The following is a 15,797-nucleotide window of genomic DNA, read 5'->3' as shown; positions in this document are numbered from 1 at the left end:
CATGTGGTCAGAAATTCATGGAGCTGAATAAAAATCTCGGATAAAGAACGAAACCGAAGCTATCAACATCTAAACGCACTGCAACCGCCATATGCTGTTTTTGTTATCGGTGCACTTAAAATAAAAGGCTTTGTCCCCAACTTGAAAGACATGCTCTTATAGTGCGTGCTAAAATTCTTCATCTATAAAATAATCTTCTGCTCCGGAATACACGACCCTGGCGTCGGTCAGGTAAAGTACTTTCCCATATTGTCAGATGGACTGGAAGAAAACGCCGGCGCGCCCCCTGATCCACCGCAAACAGACAGAAACCCGCAAGTACCAAGGCAAAGGAACAGAAAATCAGGACCTGGGGACAGCCGCGCAAGAGGCCTACCCCTCAGTGTAGCTTTATAACACTTACAATATCTAACCCCCGGATAGAAGCTGCAGTAGTGACAGACTTAGAGTCGGATACGCTACCTACATAAACCCCATACGGAAACCCGATACCGCTATCGACGGTTATCACCAAATCACCTGCACTAACCTCTCTATCGCCTGAGGAGAAATCAGAAAGTACAGCCCCTTTTCCTGTTCCTGACAGTACAGCCCCAACACCGCTGCCCACTATTGTAACTGGAATATGAAAATCCCTATCCGTTACTAGCAAAACTCTGGAACTGTGCTCGCTAACATCTACGATCTTCCCAACAAGCCCATTGCTGTTTATAACAGCTTGCTGGTTTTGGATCCCATCTGCCTTACCTAAAGGAAGCAGCGCTCTTTCCGCGCCGCCATCCCGCACGAAGATCACCCGCGCCGTAGTATATGAAATCCCGCTATAGTCAGAAACAAAGTTAAGTAACCGTCGCAAAGCGGCATTCTCACTGGCAAGTACTCCTATCTTTGTGGTACAATCCCCAGAAGTATGCCCTCCCCCAGCAGCGGGAACGCACTTTTCCTCAACACAAAAAGTACCTTGCAACAGCGCCGTCACCTTACCAGCCGCAACAACCCCTCTATCAGCAACATAAGTACGCATCACACCAAACACATTTACGCCCTGGTTGGCATATAGGTAATGCAGTAACACCCCTACCGCTACGAAAAAGAGTGCTCTCTTTTTCTTCAAAACTGACGCACCCCCTCTAAGATACCGGGTAATGCTCGATGCCGGCTTAATACTGACGTATTTCATAACTTAGTGACAAAGGTGCAAAAAATTTCAGGGGAATACTACCAAAAATTTTCCAACAAAAAAACAATTTAAACTAGAGCAATTGGAATAGTATATTGACCGCTTTTGCACAGAATTTACTACTATGGCGACTATAGTTACATTACATCCATAAAAACTAACCCTATTTTTTCTTATATTCCATAACAGCAAGGCAAAAACCTACTATCCTCCGAAATACGATCAATACAACGAGCGCAACACAGCTATCTCGCTATTTTGCAATCAGCTATTAATTGGCTATTTTCAGCATATTATTATAGATAATTAACCTATTTATTTAGATTTAACCCATCTACTTGCATCCCAACGCGTCTTATGATGAAAAAAAATGCGGGAGATTTGCCAAAAATTTTGTTTACACACCATAAATTAGCCTATAACCTACCGGGTAATTTTGCGCGCCCTTAGCTCAGTTGGATAGAGCATTTGACTACGGATCAAAAGGTCGGGCGTTCGAGTCGCTCAGGGCGCGTTTTACCCTAGCTAACAGCTTGTTACTTTAGTTACTGGCAGTTTTATGAGTCATTCGCTGCGCTTTCTTTTTCTGCTTCTTCTTGTTGCCGGTGCGTTCTTTTGTGCGGACCTTGTTCCTGTCGAGATCAGGTCACTGAGTTACACCATCAGCCTATTTATCAAAGAAGTTTTGGTCTTTATCCTGCCGCTGATTGTTTTTAGTATAGTCTTCCACTCCACCGGACAGCTACGGGGAGGGAGTGCTGTAAGAACCACACTCCTACTAATTGCAATGGTATTATTGTCAAATACGCTTTCAGTAGGTGTTGCTCATGTTATGAGCACAGTCGTTACAAGCGCTGGTGGAAATGTAGCTGTTAGTGGCGGAACACTTGGAAGCGAAGCACTTAAAGCTTATGGAAGCTTTAATTTACCCTCAATTATTAGTTGCGCGAAAGCCCTTGCATTTGGGGTTTTATCGGGAATAGTACTGCCAAAGATGTTTGGAAGTCGCGCGCTTAAAGTATCGCAGAGCCTATACGACGCAAGCGTCTTCATCCTTGAAAAAATATTTGCGCCTTTATTGCCAATATTCGTAGTTGGGTTTGCCTTCAAACTGAGAAGTGATGGAGCTCTAGACATTATAGCGCGCAATTACCAGGTGATGCTTTATATATTCGTTCCGGCACTGGCGCATACACTGTTCTTATATTTTGTAAGCAGTGGGTGCTCGGTAGAAAAAACTATTGTACTACTGAAAAACATGCTGCCAGCAGCCATAGCAGGATTTGCCTCCATGTCCAGTCTGCTGACCATGCCCATCACCCTATCGGCTGTAAAAAAATCAACAAATAATGATAGTGCAGCGGACATAGCAGTACCGGGGTCTGTCAATGTACATCTGATTGGAGATTGCTTCTTTACTGTGATACTCTTATCACTTATGGCGGCAGCTTTTGGAAAAACAGAGCTCATCACCACTTCAGACTACCTGCACTTTCTAGTGTATGTGGTGTTGATGAAATTCGCTGAAGCAGCTGTTGCTGGCACGGGGCTAATATTAATGTTCCCAGCCATGGAACAGTATCTGCACTTTACCCCTGCCATGCTTTCTTTGTCAACTACATTGTGCATACTTCTTGATCCTTTAATAACCTCGATCAATGTTCTTGGTAATGGTGCGTTTTCTATACTGTTTGTAAGAGCAAATCAGTTGCTGTTCAGATCAGAAAGAGGATCTTGGAGCGATAAAGAGGATAGTAAATAGAACTACCGCTGTGATGTTGTGCATGCCTGTGGACCTCATAATCTCTTACTTATTGCAGATTATGGGGTCAGATTACATAATTAGGCATGAAATCACCGAAGCATCGGGAGACTTAGAAACTTTATACACTTTTCGGGATTTGCAGGCTTATGAAAACAAAAATACTACACACAACAAAGTTCATATTCCTAATAGCAATGGTGGTAGCAGCCTTCTGTTTTGCAGATCTGTTTCCATATAGCGTTAGGTCTTTTTCTTATGGAGTAAGTCTTGCTATAAAAGAGGTACTGGTATTTATACTCCCCTTGATAGTCTTCAGTATAGTCTTCCAGTCTGTATCAAAATTGCAGGGCACTAATGCGTTAAAGGTAATTTTATCGCTAATAGCACTGATAATGCTTTCTAATTCTGCCTCAATGACGACAGCACATTTTGTCGGAAAATTTGCTACATCACATATGTCAGGCAGTCTTCAAGTTTCTGAATCTGCCAAGACGGGTGGGTTAGAACCATATTTCTCCTTTAGCCTTCCCTCACATATCAGCTGCTTGAAAGCAGTGTTGTTAGGCTTCTTGTGTGGCATGGTTTTGCCTTACGTTACTAAAGGTAGATCATTTGCCATAGCGAATATCATGGGGAAATATAGCATCTTCATCTTGGAAAAAATGTTCGCCCCGATACTCCCCATATTTATAGCAGGCTTGGTATTTCGCATGCAAAGTGAAAACCTTGTTGGAATTTTGCAGGGTAACTCGGAAGTAGCACTTTACTTCTTCTTTTCCGCATTGTTGCACATTATTCTTCTTTACATCATAGCTGCTGGATTCTCTCTCCGCGATGCTTTTGACAAGTTTAAGTCTATGGTGCCCACCGCTCTCTTTGCTTTTACCACGATGTCTAGCTTGATCAGCATGCCCCTGATTCTTAAGACTGTTAAGAAAAACTCGGGGAACAACGATCTGGCCGATATTATCGTTCCAACATCACTAAATGTGCACTTGGTTGGTGATTGCTTCTTGATGATAATAATGTCACTGGTCATATCGATTTCGTTTCATGGAGTTGGGTTTATCTCGACTGCTGATTATGCCACTTTCTTATTCTACTTTTTGCTTACAAAGTTTGCTGTGGTTTCCATACCTGGCGGGGGAATCCTGGTAATGTTGCCGATATTTGAGCAATACCTACATTACTCCCCTGCTATGCTTTCATTGATAACTACTCTTTATGTTATTCTTGATCCCATTACCACTTTCCTTAATGTTCTTGGTAATGGAGCATTTTCTCTATTGTTCAGCAGAATTTATGATAGGACAATTGCTAGAACAAAAAATGCGCCGGATGCCAAAAAGATTAGTGCTAGAAATGGACCTAACTAAGTATAAAAGTGCAACATCTTGGAAGAAACTTACAAAATAACGCTATTGTAGCCTCAGCTCCTTATATTAGTAAGCTGCGGAGGCTAATTACGGAAGAAGCGTAACGGCTCAGCATACTCACTGCCCTTCCAGCGACTATCTTAATTAAGTCTTTTATGTAATGTTCGTACCATGAAGAAGTATCAATGCTCCGTGTTCCCACAAAATTTCCTTACGCAACAACACTGCATGTGCTTTTTAATTATTTGATAACCTCAGAACATGAAAAGTAGACAAAGCATTTTCCTGCCGCGTTATGTTAAAGGGACATCTTTGCTGTGGCTGGGTGGTAATGAACAAAATTTGACAAAAAGATGACATACACACTAGATTTTCTGTTGTGCGTCGTGTGCGCCTGCTCACCCTAAAAGCGGCAATATGCTGTTTCTTTATGCATTGCGGGCCTTGTACTGCGGGCTGTACGCTGTATTCATAGAAGAGTTAGGAGTAATTACAACGGGGAGGGAGATTCGTGAAAAAAGATATCGTTCACTATGCAAGGTTTGCTGTCCTTGTAGCAATGGTGATTTCTGCATTCTGTTTTGCAGATCTGTTGCCTTATGACATCAGGTCTTTTTCCTATGGAGTTAGCCTTGCCATAAGAGAAGTAGTGGTGTTTGCGCTTCCGTTTGTAGTGTTTAGTATAGTATTCCAATCTATATCAAGATTACAGGGTGCTGGCGCAATTAAAGTGGTTATAGCGTTAGTGACGATGATCATGCTTTTCAATACTGCGTCGGTGATAGTCGCACATTTTGTAGGAAAGTTTGCAACGTCGCACATGACAGAAGGCCTTCAGATTTCCGAATCCAAGGCGGAAAAGGTCCTTGAGCCGTTCTTTTCTTTTAGCCTTCCGACACACATGAGTTGCATAGAAGCAGTTTTGTTGGGTTCTCTTTGTGGTGCGATTTTACCCCATTTAACAAAAGGAAGGTCAATCCCTGTGGCGGAAAAACTGGGGCGTTATAGTTTCCTCGCTCTGGAAAAGACTTTTACGCCGATACTCCCCATATTCATTGTGGGTTTGGTATTTCGTGTACATAGTGAAAGGATCATTGAGGTTTTACGGGATAATGCCGAAGTGGGGCTGTACTTTTTCATAGCTGCGCTCCTGCATGTTATGCTTATGTACGTCGTAGCTTCGGGGTTTTCTGTTCGCAGTGCGTTGGTGAAGTTTAGGTCCATGATTCCACCGGCTCTGTTCGCATTTACCACAATGTCTAGTTTGATCAGTATGCCGTTGGTACAAAGAGCGGTTAAGAGCAATACTAAAAACGCAGACGTGGTTGATGTGGTGCTTCCAACAGCGCTAAACGTGCACCTAGTTGGCGACTGCTTTTTGCTGATAATCATGGCGCAGGTTGTGTCATTCCTGTTTCCTGGAGGGGGTTAGTAACAACTGCAGATTATGCTAACTTCCTGTTGCACTTTTTACTCGCAAAATTCGCCGTGGTAACCGTGCCCGGGGGTGGAATATTGGTAATGGTGCCAATTTTCGAGCAGTACCTACACTATACACCAGGCATGGCATATGTACTGGTAGCATTATACGTTGTTTTTGATCCGATACTTGCCTTCCTGAATGTGCTCGGAAATGGTGCGTTCACGTTCTCGTTCTGCCAGGTATATGATAAGGTACTGAACAGACGCTCAACAAGAGAAGGAAACAAAGACGATGGACCTGCTGCTGAGACGGTATAGAGAGACGTAGAAACCATATTGCAGATTATGGGGTCAGATTACACAATTAGGCATGAAATCACCGAAGCATCGGGAGACTTAGAAACTTTATACACTTTTCGGGATTTGCAGGCTTATGAAAACAAAAATACTACACACAACAAAGTTCATATTCCTAATAGCAATGGTGGTAGCAGCCTTCTGTTTTGCAGATCTGTTTCCATATAGCGTTAGGTCTTTTTCTTATGGAGTAAGTCTTGCTATAAAAGAGGTACTGGTATTTATACTCCCCTTGATAGTCTTCAGTATAGTCTTCCAGTCTGTATCAAAATTGCAGGGCACTAATGCGTTAAAGGTAATTTTATCGCTAATAGCACTGATAATGCTTTCTAATTCTGCCTCAATGACGACAGCACATTTTGTCGGAAAATTTGCTACATCACATATGTCAGGCAGTCTTCAAGTTTCTGAATCTGCCAAGACGGGTGGGTTAGAACCATATTTCTCCTTTAGCCTTCCCTCACATATCAGCTGCTTGAAAGCAGTGTTGTTAGGCTTCTTGTGTGGCATGGTTTTGCCTTACGTTACTAAAGGTAGATCATTTGCCATAGCGAATATCATGGGGAAATATAGCATCTTCATCTTGGAAAAAATGTTCGCCCCGATACTCCCCATATTTATAGCAGGCTTGGTATTTCGCATGCAAAGTGAAAACCTTGTTGGAATTTTGCAGGGTAACTCGGAAGTAGCACTTTACTTCTTCTTTTCCGCATTGTTGCACATTATTCTTCTTTACATCATAGCTGCTGGATTCTCTCTCCGCGATGCTTTTGACAAGTTTAAGTCTATGGTGCCCACCGCTCTCTTTGCTTTTACCACGATGTCTAGCTTGATCAGCATGCCCCTGATTCTTAAGACTGTTAAGAAAAACTCGGGGAACAACGATCTGGCCGATATTATCGTTCCAACATCACTAAATGTGCACTTGGTTGGTGATTGCTTCTTGATGATAATAATGTCACTGGTCATATCGATTTCGTTTCATGGAGTTGGGTTTATCTCGACTGCTGATTATGCCACTTTCTTATTCTACTTTTTGCTTACAAAGTTTGCTGTGGTTTCCATACCTGGCGGGGGAATCCTGGTAATGTTGCCGATATTTGAGCAATACCTACATTACTCCCCTGCTATGCTTTCATTGATAACTACTCTTTATGTTATTCTTGATCCCATTACCACTTTCCTTAATGTTCTTGGTAATGGAGCATTTTCTCTATTGTTCAGCAGAATTTATGATAGGATCTCCAACAAAATCCGATTTCGTGAGCAGCTTAAGGGTGCAGTACCTGATTATAAATACTTCTAGTTCAGAATGCACAGCTTCAGTCTTCAAGGTGCAGAGCGGAGAGATATATGAAAAAAAGAGCCGCGAAAAGAACAGCCATTCCGAAATGCTTTTTGAAGTCATCGATGAGGCTCTCAGTGCGGCTTCACTAACCTATGAAGAGATCACGGATGTAGCTGCAATTGTTGGTCCAGGTAGTTTTACAGGGTTGAGAGCATCTCTTTCTGCAGTCCAGGGATTAAGGCTAGCATCATGCGCACACGTTCACGGCGTGAGCCTGCTAGAGCTGCAGGCGTACTCTATATACCGCACTTCAGAAGAAAATGATCGAGACATTCTTTCCATAGTCAGCACCATACAAAAAGAGCCTGCGGATAAGGCCTTTTATCAGATCTTCAGCAACTCACTTGTGCCAGTATCAGATTTCAAGTTCTGCTCAAAAAGCGAATTGCCACAGGGTCTTTATGCAGCAGCAAAAAATGGCACGGATCCGCTAGTGTTTAGCGCCAAGTTTGTTGGAGAATACTTGGCACACAAACTGCAACATAATCTGCCGGAAACTCCCTTAACTCCCATTTATTCAAGGAACTACAACTGATAATTTTCCAAACGAAAACAACGAATTACTGAAAAAACTGCGGTTAGGGCGGGTTCATAAAATCTTGTAGATATGGCGTGGGTTACCGTTCATTTGGTGCATCGCCTGTAGAAAAAGACTTGCAGATTTTCTTTCATTGCTATATCTCTTCGGGAAGCCGGGTAGTGGGACGTTTTGTTATGCGATCAAGAAAGATTTACGTCGGTTTGGTTCTGGGAACAGTGCTGGGAGCTCTGGTCTTTGTGACTTTTGGAAGTGTATTCATCGATGGAAAACGTGGCGGTGGTGTCCGCAATGACTGTATTGCCGAACTAGGTAACCGCTGTATATCGCTAAAGGAGTATCGTGTAACATATCAGAATGAGCTGGCTAATATGGAAAGCGTATTGAAGAGTAAGCTCTCTGATGAACAAATCCTGCAGTATGGCGTCAAGGAAATGATCCTGAAGAGTATGCTGTCTGACGTTATAATGGAAAAAATGACATCTGATCTTGGGCTGCAGGTAAGTGCTGCCAGTGTGCGCGATCTTATCAGGAGTATGCGTGCATTCCAAGACAGTAACGGCGAGTTCGATAAGGAAAAGTACCAAACACTGCTGGCTAACAGTGGTATGGATGAAGCAACCTATGCAAGCCGTATCCAGAATGCTTTACCACACACTGTGCTGTTGGAGTGTTTGTTCCCAAGACATGGCAATTCTGGCTACCCCTATTACGGAGATGTTGCCAAGGATGTTCTTGAAGGGCTTACGCAGTATCGTATAGTCGATGCGGTAACCATATCATCACAAGCTGTGGAGGCTGAGATAGAGAAAGAGGTGCCTGAAAGCATACTTAACGAAATGTACATCAACGCACCGAAAGAGTCTCTACTGTTCCCTGAGTACAGAACTGCTGACTATCTTGTGGTCACCGAAGAAGATGCTCTTCCCGAAGTAACTGCTTCGGAAGAAGAAGTAAATATTGAAATTAAGAACAGTCAGCTCCATGACCAGCGCGACGTGCTCAACTTGGTCTTTTCCGATCAGGAAGAAGCGTACGAAGCATACGCTGCTTATGGGGAAGGCAAAACCTTTGAAGAGATAGCAATAGAAATGGGTAATTCCATTGAGGACATCACTGTAAATGACATTTCAAGAGAAGTCCTACCAGCTGAAGTACGTGGAGTGGTATTTGCCCTGGAAGAAGGTGAAGTGAGTGGAGTTTTCAAGAGCTTGGTGGGATGGCACATAATGAAGGTCTTGCGCAAGCATGAGATCACTCCAGAAAACCTTGTGAAGTTAAAAGAAAAGGTTTCACTGAACATAAGACGACAAAAAGCTCGCGAACTTGTTTCTAGTACAATCAAAAAAGCGAACAATTCCATCGGAAGTGGTGCGACTCTTTCAGAGGTACAGAAAATGTTTAGCAACTCTAAGACTGGGGTGCTGAAGGAATTTGACATGGGTGGAAAGAATCCTCAAGGGGAACTGGTTCAGTTCCTTCCTATGCTTGCAGTTGAGGCTGCGTCTACTCTGGCTTTTTCCTCTCCTACTGGTAAGCCTTCGCACTTTGTAAATTTTGGGGAAACATATCTTGCCGTTTCCGTAACAGATGTGGTTCCTCCAAGAATGAGGACATTTGAGGAGAGTAAGGAAATTCTCGCTCAACAGTACAAAGACGGTCAAATAATGGAGAAAATGAGGGAATTGGCTTCAAGTATTGCAGAAAAGTTGAAGAACGACGACCTTGTGGCAACAGCCGGGGTATCTGTTGAGAGAGATTATGTAGTTCGCAGTGATGAATCATCTGGAATTCTGCCAGAGGAACTCATTGATGCCATATTCGTTATGAATACTGGTGATGTTAGTAAAGCTGTAGAGCATAGGGGTAGGGTATACTTGGCAGTCCTCCGGGGTATAAAGGGGGATGAGAAGGTAGATGATAAGATGTTGATGAATTTCAGCGCTCACGTAGCTGGAGAAGAGATTGCAGCGCTACGGGAGCAGCTTCTTAGTTACCTGATGGACAAATACAGCGTAAAGGTGAATAGCGAGTTGCTGAGCCAGGTTTAGACGAAAGGAGCACACATGCGGTGGTTCTGCACTCAAGGCTCTTTGAGGAAGGCGAAGTCAGTGTTGTCTTCGTGTGCGGAGATCTCAGCGCCTGAATGTTGCTTATAGGATACAATAAGTCTGATATCGACAAATTTCGCGCAACAGTGACACATCATTTACCGCATTACAATCAAGGCTCTTAAAACTGGTAATCCCCTGTCATAGTTATTGTATCAAGAGCGTGTTCTTATCACAGCTTTTGAATAACAGTCTGGACGTTTAATAATGGCAGACACCGGAATATCACCGCATTGCACTCCCTGAAAAAACATAAAGGTGCTGTTGTAGTGAGCTTGCAGCCAGAGCAGCCAGGTGCTATGATGCCCGAAAAGGAAAAGAAACTAGTTGATCCACCGTTGCCTCTGCAATTTTATGTGTCATAAAGGCACAATCGCTGAACATGAAACACTGAAACCGTAAATATCAAGACTCCGGTAATCAGAATTACCTTGAACGTCTATCGTGTTCATCTTCTCATGGAGACAGCACGATACACTGTTAGCGAAGTGAGCGGAAGTAGCTCAAGCGCACCAACACTTAAAAACTTCAGCCCTACCGCAAAAGAACGCATTGCATGCCTCTCACATGAGCTGTGGTGTATATAAAACGAAGTAAGTTATCAAGGCTCATTTAAACTCGCTAGTTATCAGAAGAACATATCTTTCCGTTCTAAAATATCCAAAAGTGTTATGTACAAAAACAGCTGTCAGGGCTGATTTTACAGCAGAATTTCCTTGAGGATTTGTCAAGTTCGCAAACAACTTGAATACAAGAACAACATTGCCATGTACTATTATATATGGGAATTCCCTACTCTATCACAGCGATTTTCTGCCAAACATATGATGTTCCAAAATCTCAACACTTCTGCTGTAAGTCTAAAAATGAATGATCACGGAGCACATCAGCGTATGGATGTCGCTAGCTTAGCTCGGAACACGCTTTTATAATCCTGTCACACGCTTCTAAGAGACTATCATCCGAGAGAGCATAAGAAATCCTGAAAAACTGCGGCGCACCGAATGCCTCTCCCGGCACAACCGCGACTCTGTGATTCAGTAGGTGCTTTGACATGTCAGTGCCGTCCTTTATGACTCCCACACCTGGAGCTTCTTTTCCAATTGCATTTTCACATGATACAAAGACATAGAATGCTCCTTGGGGTTCGTAAGCGCGAAGAATTGAAGTTTTCCCCAGGCTTTCCATGACTTTATCTCGTCTGCGCTTGAAGGCTGAGATTCGTTCTGCTAGAAATTCTTGGCTCCCCATCATAGCTTCAATTGCCGCATACTGAGCTATTGAATTCGCATTAGTAGTGCTTTGCGATTGGATGGTAGATGCAGCCTTTATAACCTTCTCGCTTCCCATAACATACCCGATTCTCCACCCAGTCATCGAGTACGCCTTAGAAACGCCGTTGACGATATATACTCTGTCGTATAGTGACTTATCCGCATGCAGAATATTAGAAAACTCCAAGCCATAAACCAGTTTGGCATATATATCATCTGAGAGTACTGCGACGTTAGGATAGGCACGTAATACCTCTGCTATCGCTGCAAGGTTTTCTTTACTATAGACAACGCCCGTGGGATTAGAAGGCGAGTTAATTACAATCCACTTAGTCCTAGATGTCACAGCGGCCCGTAGCGCTTGGGGATCCAACTGTAAGGAACGATCACAACCAGCGATAACTGGCGTTGCTCCGGCAATTTTTACCATATCAGGATATGAAACCCAATACGGCGCCGGAATTATCACTTCATCCCCCATGTCGAGCGTAGCCATAAACAAGTTGTAAATGCACTGCTTGGCCCCAGCCCCTACCAAAACCTGGTCAGCCATATAATCAAAGCCGTAGTCAAGTTTCGTACGATTAATTATCGCGTCTTTCAACTCAGGAAGACCATCGACGGGAGTGTATTTCGTCTTGCCAGAATTAATAGCATTAATGGCGGCAGTCTTGATGTTCTCAGGTGTATCAAAATCAGGTTCACCCGCCCCCAGAGAAATCACATCAATACCCTTCTTCTTGAGTTCCATGGTAAGCCTTGTAAGCTCCAGAGTAGGAGACGGCCTAATGCAGTCCATCTTTTCGCTTAACATACGCGCCCCTCCGTCAACAAAAGTCACTTCTCTTCCAAAAAACACCTAATAGCAGCAAAATGTATGACCCATGCTCCCACGGTACAATAAATCATTTACAACATATGAAACTATCCCGAGTTCTTGACGAAAATAGTCAAACGAATTCTCGGAAAATCGCCCAGAAACAATCTTGTGACAAACATCTAACATCTGCGACATCACCTTGAATCCAACCACATATTGCTAAAAAACCCGTTGTTGATCCACCAATATTTTGTATACTACTCCCATGTCTTTCTTGTGAGATGTCTTATGAATTTGGTAACTAAGCAAGCCATAGACTTCACTGCACGGGCCGTAATGTCCGATGGTAAGGTGTGTGATATGACGTTTAGTAAATACGTTGCCGGAAAGTACGCAGTGCTGTTTTTCTACCCTCGCGACTTTACTTTTGTGTGCCCCACTGAGATATTGTCTTTGCACAGTAGAATACCGCAATTCGGCGAGCGGAATGCGGAGGTTGTCGGGGTGAGTACCGATTCTGAGTTTGCTCACTCACATTGGAGAAATACACCTCTTGAAAAGGGTGGGATTGGGCTGGTAAGCTTCCCGTTGGTGGCAGACGATTCACATGAGATATCTAATAGCTATGGAGTCCTCCACAATGGCAGGGTAGCTCTTAGAGGCACTGTTGTGATTGACGAGAATTTCGTTGTAAGACATCAAGCAGTAAATGACTTGCCGATCGGACGCAATATAGATGAGCTTTTGAGAATCGTTGATGCTATAGAACACCATAAAAAGCACGGTGAGGTATGTCCTGCAGGCTGGTCCCGGGGGCAAGTGGCCATGGAAGCAACTCAACACGGTGTAGAACACTATCTGCAATCGCATTCCGATAATCTGGGTTCCTAGTTGTGACTGACGGTGCCGCTAAGACCAATGCCATAAAGGTGTTGATCTTAGGCTCTGGTGCAGCGGGGTGCACTGCGGCGATTTACGCTGGAAGGGCCAATCTGGAGCCTCTTCTTGTAACCGGAACGCAACCTGGGGGGCAGTTAACCATCACAACTGATGTTGAGAATTACCCGGGCTTTGTCAATATAGAAGGGCCAAAGCTGATGGAGCAAATGCAGAAACAGGCTGCCCATAGTGGCGCGACGCTGCTCATGGATGAGATTAGCTCCATTGACGCGTCGGAATATCCGTTCAGATGTGTAAGTTTGTTTGGAGAAACGTTTTACGCATATAGTATCATTGTCGCTACTGGAGCTCAGGCAAGGTGGCTAGGCATCGAGAGTGAAACAAAGTATAAAGGGAAAGGAGTTTCCGCTTGCGCCACTTGTGATGGCTCGTTTTTTAAGGACGAAGTTGTCGCCGTAGTTGGTGGGGGGAACACAGCAGTCGAGGAAGCCTTATACCTGACCAGAAGCGCTAGAAAAGTTTTTTTAATCCATAGGAGAGACAGGCTACGCGCCGAAGCTGTTATGCAGCAGCGACTCTTTGACAATAAGAAGATAGAGGTAATCTGGAACAGTGTCGTAAAGGAAGTAGCTGGTGATACGGACGAGAAGAAGGTCACGGGGTTGGTGATCAAGTCGACCGTGGATGATACAGAGCGCACTATCGGCTTGGGAGGAGTGTTTATAGCTATTGGGCATGTTCCTAATACCGCTGTACTGAAAAACATGACCAGCAAGGTCGGAGTCTCTCTTGATGATGAAGGTTACGTAATCACCCAACCTGGAAGCACATTGACTACATGCCCTGGAATCTTTGCTGCCGGAGACGTCTGCGATAAAGTTTATCGCCAAGCGGTCGTCGCAGCAGGATCTGGTTGTATGGCGGCCATGGATGCGGAAAAATATCTTTCAGAGAAAGGAATAGAATAGGCACTACGTTACCCTGTGATGGTGTTCAGAACTGGTGCAGAAGGACCAAAGCTTGGGAGACCGCGTTTACCTTCTTGTGTCATTTGTTTTATAGTTGGGGCTGTACGTGTACGTTATTCTTTATTGGGAAAAAATGTGTCAGAGCTCGGCAGTAACACCATGCATCTCCTCTCTACACTGAACATCTTGTCTACCGTTTAGCATGCGATTAAAGACTGAAAAGGCGCTCACGGCTAAAGCGCGATGAATCTCGCGCGCTTTTCCGAACATCAAGAATGTATGAGAAAAAGCAAAAGTGGCCATGGCCAAGAACTCTGTCTGGCATAGCTGAGAAACACTATGAGCCCCCACCATACACTTCCATAAACCTATCGCTACCACGCAGTAACAAAGTTATTTTTTCCTCCCATTGGGAGCAATTTTTTAAAATATTATGGCGAAAAAGCTGAATGGACGCTTGCATCACATAGGTACTCAGTTTGCAAACCGTAAAACGGAAATACCAACTGTGCCAGCGCATACCACATATTGTCCTGAGTGCCATTCCCAACTCACCACGGATGCAACGATCTTTCTTCCTAATCTCATTTGGCGCGATTTCAAACACAGTTGTAAAAATCTGGGAATAACCGCTTGAAAACCATTTACCCAATAGCTAACCACAGTAAAAATGAAGTGGCAGAGCAATAATAGCCACATCGCAGCTACTAGGTCACAACTGGAAAAATTGCTAATGTCACTTGCTCCTTACTTGGCAAATATAGCTTGTTACCAACACAAGCGCACCATGCCAGAAACAAACTCCCCATGTTTATATGATTACTCGGAATGGTAAGTATGCGAGACATACATCGAGCTGTTCAAAACAAATGACTATGGTGATGAGCAGCAACTGTCTGATTCACAACACAAGGAATTAAACTTCATAACAGTTAAAGATATTCGCTAGGAAAAATTTTCAAACTTATGGTTGCAAAACACGCTAAATTGCCTCGCACTATACTAGACAACTGTAGTGTACTCTCCCAAGTAATGCGATCTAAAATCACCTTGTCATCACGATATATATCACTAAAACTAAACTAAAACTTTAATTATAATTCCTATCTATGCCGGCAATCAACTTATAGCAAGGAGCATACAGTGCTGATTGTGTGTTTTACCAATGGTAAGCAGAACATATCTCGTAAAACTGTGCAAGTTTTACAACTTCCCCCCCCCTTTGCCAATGCGTGGTAAATGGCAATGATATTTCATATAACCGCAGAAAAAACCTGGCTTTAAAGGCCATTTTATGAACTCACTTAAAGTAAAACATTAATTCTTAATATACAAACATCTTGGATTAGAGCAACGTAAGTACATTTTTAGCCCCTTTAGCAGAGAATACCTTCGTGCGGCACTCCAATAGACTATGCCCCTAAACTACCTTTTTCAAAAAATATGTGGTTAGCTTCACACTCTTTAATAGCAAGTGCCCTTTCGTACCTGCTCTAATTAACGGCGCCCCTTATTAAAAGCCCCCCCCTATCTAAAATGTAAAAGCATTGACATCCCGCCCGACGGCTTCTCGAAGACAGATGAAAAGACTACATATCTCAAAACTTCTGAAGAAAACAGAAAACCACCTCATATGCTGCTCACTGCACATAAAGCATCAAGAAACCCAATAACAGCTTTTTGGCAGCGCGTTTAAAATACGCTCAACTGTAACTGTAACCATAACACTTAAACTAAC

General features: G+C 43.4%; 11 protein-coding genes and 1 tRNA gene. 10 read left to right on the top strand and 2 right to left on the bottom strand.

Features of this window, described 5'->3' with window-relative positions; translation table 11 throughout:
* Positions 1–379: 379 nt before the first annotated feature.
* Positions 380–1,180 (bottom strand): rod shape-determining protein MreC, encoded by an 801-nt coding sequence (gene mreC, locus ANPL_RS02410; RefSeq protein ID WP_169193194.1) that lies wholly within the window; start codon positions 1,178–1,180, stop codon positions 380–382.
* A 440-nt stretch (positions 1,181–1,620) separates the two neighbouring features.
* Between mreC and ANPL_RS02405 the strand changes: the two genes are divergently transcribed.
* From ANPL_RS02405 to ANPL_RS02370, 8 genes are all read left to right on the top strand, one after another.
* Positions 1,621–1,694 (top strand) — tRNA-Arg (locus tag ANPL_RS02405).
* A gap of 45 nt (positions 1,695–1,739) precedes the next feature.
* Positions 1,740–2,942, top strand: a complete 1,203-nt coding sequence (locus ANPL_RS02400) for a cation:dicarboxylate symporter family transporter (protein WP_169193193.1) — start codon at positions 1,740–1,742, stop codon at positions 2,940–2,942.
* Between the two features lie 149 nt (positions 2,943–3,091).
* The gene (locus ANPL_RS02395) at positions 3,092–4,321 is read left to right on the top strand and encodes a cation:dicarboxylate symporter family transporter (RefSeq protein WP_169193192.1); all 1,230 of its coding nucleotides are present in this window, start codon (positions 3,092–3,094) and stop codon (positions 4,319–4,321) included.
* 511 nt (positions 4,322–4,832) lie between these two features.
* Positions 4,833–5,753 carry a cation:dicarboxylate symporter family transporter gene (locus ANPL_RS02390; protein ID WP_169193191.1) on the top strand — a complete coding sequence of 307 codons (921 nt, stop codon included), beginning with the start codon at positions 4,833–4,835 and terminating at the stop codon, positions 5,751–5,753.
* Positions 5,754–5,818: 65 nt separating this feature from the next.
* Entirely contained in the window at positions 5,819–6,061 is a 243-nt protein-coding gene (locus ANPL_RS02385) for a hypothetical protein (RefSeq protein ID WP_169193190.1), read from the top strand.
* A 115-nt stretch (positions 6,062–6,176) separates the two neighbouring features.
* Positions 6,177–7,406 carry a cation:dicarboxylate symporter family transporter gene (locus ANPL_RS02380; protein WP_169193189.1) on the top strand — a complete coding sequence of 410 codons (1,230 nt, stop codon included), beginning with the start codon at positions 6,177–6,179 and terminating at the stop codon, positions 7,404–7,406.
* Positions 7,378–7,983, top strand: coding sequence for a tRNA (adenosine(37)-N6)-threonylcarbamoyltransferase complex dimerization subunit type 1 TsaB (gene tsaB / locus ANPL_RS02375; protein ID WP_169193188.1), 606 nt, complete (start codon positions 7,378–7,380; stop codon positions 7,981–7,983). Before ANPL_RS02380 ends, tsaB begins: the two co-directional genes overlap by 29 nt.
* A gap of 77 nt (positions 7,984–8,060) precedes the next feature.
* The gene (locus ANPL_RS02370) at positions 8,061–10,037 is read left to right on the top strand and encodes a peptidylprolyl isomerase (protein ID WP_169193187.1); all 1,977 of its coding nucleotides are present in this window, start codon (positions 8,061–8,063) and stop codon (positions 10,035–10,037) included.
* Between the two features lie 963 nt (positions 10,038–11,000).
* Here ANPL_RS02370 and ANPL_RS02365 read toward each other — a convergent pair.
* The gene (locus ANPL_RS02365) at positions 11,001–12,185 is read right to left on the bottom strand and encodes a pyridoxal phosphate-dependent aminotransferase (protein WP_169193186.1); all 1,185 of its coding nucleotides are present in this window, start codon (positions 12,183–12,185) and stop codon (positions 11,001–11,003) included.
* A gap of 294 nt (positions 12,186–12,479) precedes the next feature.
* Between ANPL_RS02365 and ANPL_RS02360 the strand changes: the two genes are divergently transcribed.
* Both ANPL_RS02360 and trxB read left to right on the top strand, forming a co-directional pair.
* A complete protein-coding gene (locus ANPL_RS02360; RefSeq protein ID WP_169193185.1) occupies positions 12,480–13,082 on the top strand; it encodes a peroxiredoxin in 603 nt (200 codons plus the stop codon).
* 2 nt (positions 13,083–13,084) lie between these two features.
* Positions 13,085–14,059 carry a thioredoxin-disulfide reductase gene (gene trxB / locus ANPL_RS02355; RefSeq protein WP_236822884.1) on the top strand — a complete coding sequence of 325 codons (975 nt, stop codon included), beginning with the start codon at positions 13,085–13,087 and terminating at the stop codon, positions 14,057–14,059.
* Positions 14,060–15,797: the final 1,738 nt, after the last annotated feature.

It is taken from the genome of Anaplasma platys (assembly GCF_012790675.1).
GTDB classification, from domain to species: Bacteria; Pseudomonadota; Alphaproteobacteria; order Rickettsiales; family Anaplasmataceae; genus Anaplasma; species Anaplasma platys.
This window is presented reverse-complemented; position numbering and strand designations above follow the sequence as displayed.

Bases quoted from the DNA above. Each gene is read 5' to 3' on its own strand.
- mreC (WP_169193194.1), bottom strand. From the start codon at position 1,180: ATGAAATACGTCAGTATTAAGCCGGCATCGAGCATTACCCGGTATCTT.
- ANPL_RS02400 (WP_169193193.1), top strand. From the start codon at position 1,740: ATGAGTCATTCGCTGCGCTTTCTTTTTCTGCTTCTTCTTGTTGCCGGT.
- ANPL_RS02395 (WP_169193192.1), top strand. From the start codon at position 3,092: ATGAAAACAAAAATACTACACACAACAAAGTTCATATTCCTAATAGCA.
- ANPL_RS02380 (WP_169193189.1), top strand. From the start codon at position 6,177: ATGAAAACAAAAATACTACACACAACAAAGTTCATATTCCTAATAGCA.
- ANPL_RS02365 (WP_169193186.1), bottom strand. From the start codon at position 12,185: ATGTTAAGCGAAAAGATGGACTGCATTAGGCCGTCTCCTACTCTGGAG.
- ANPL_RS02360 (WP_169193185.1), top strand. From the start codon at position 12,480: ATGAATTTGGTAACTAAGCAAGCCATAGACTTCACTGCACGGGCCGTA.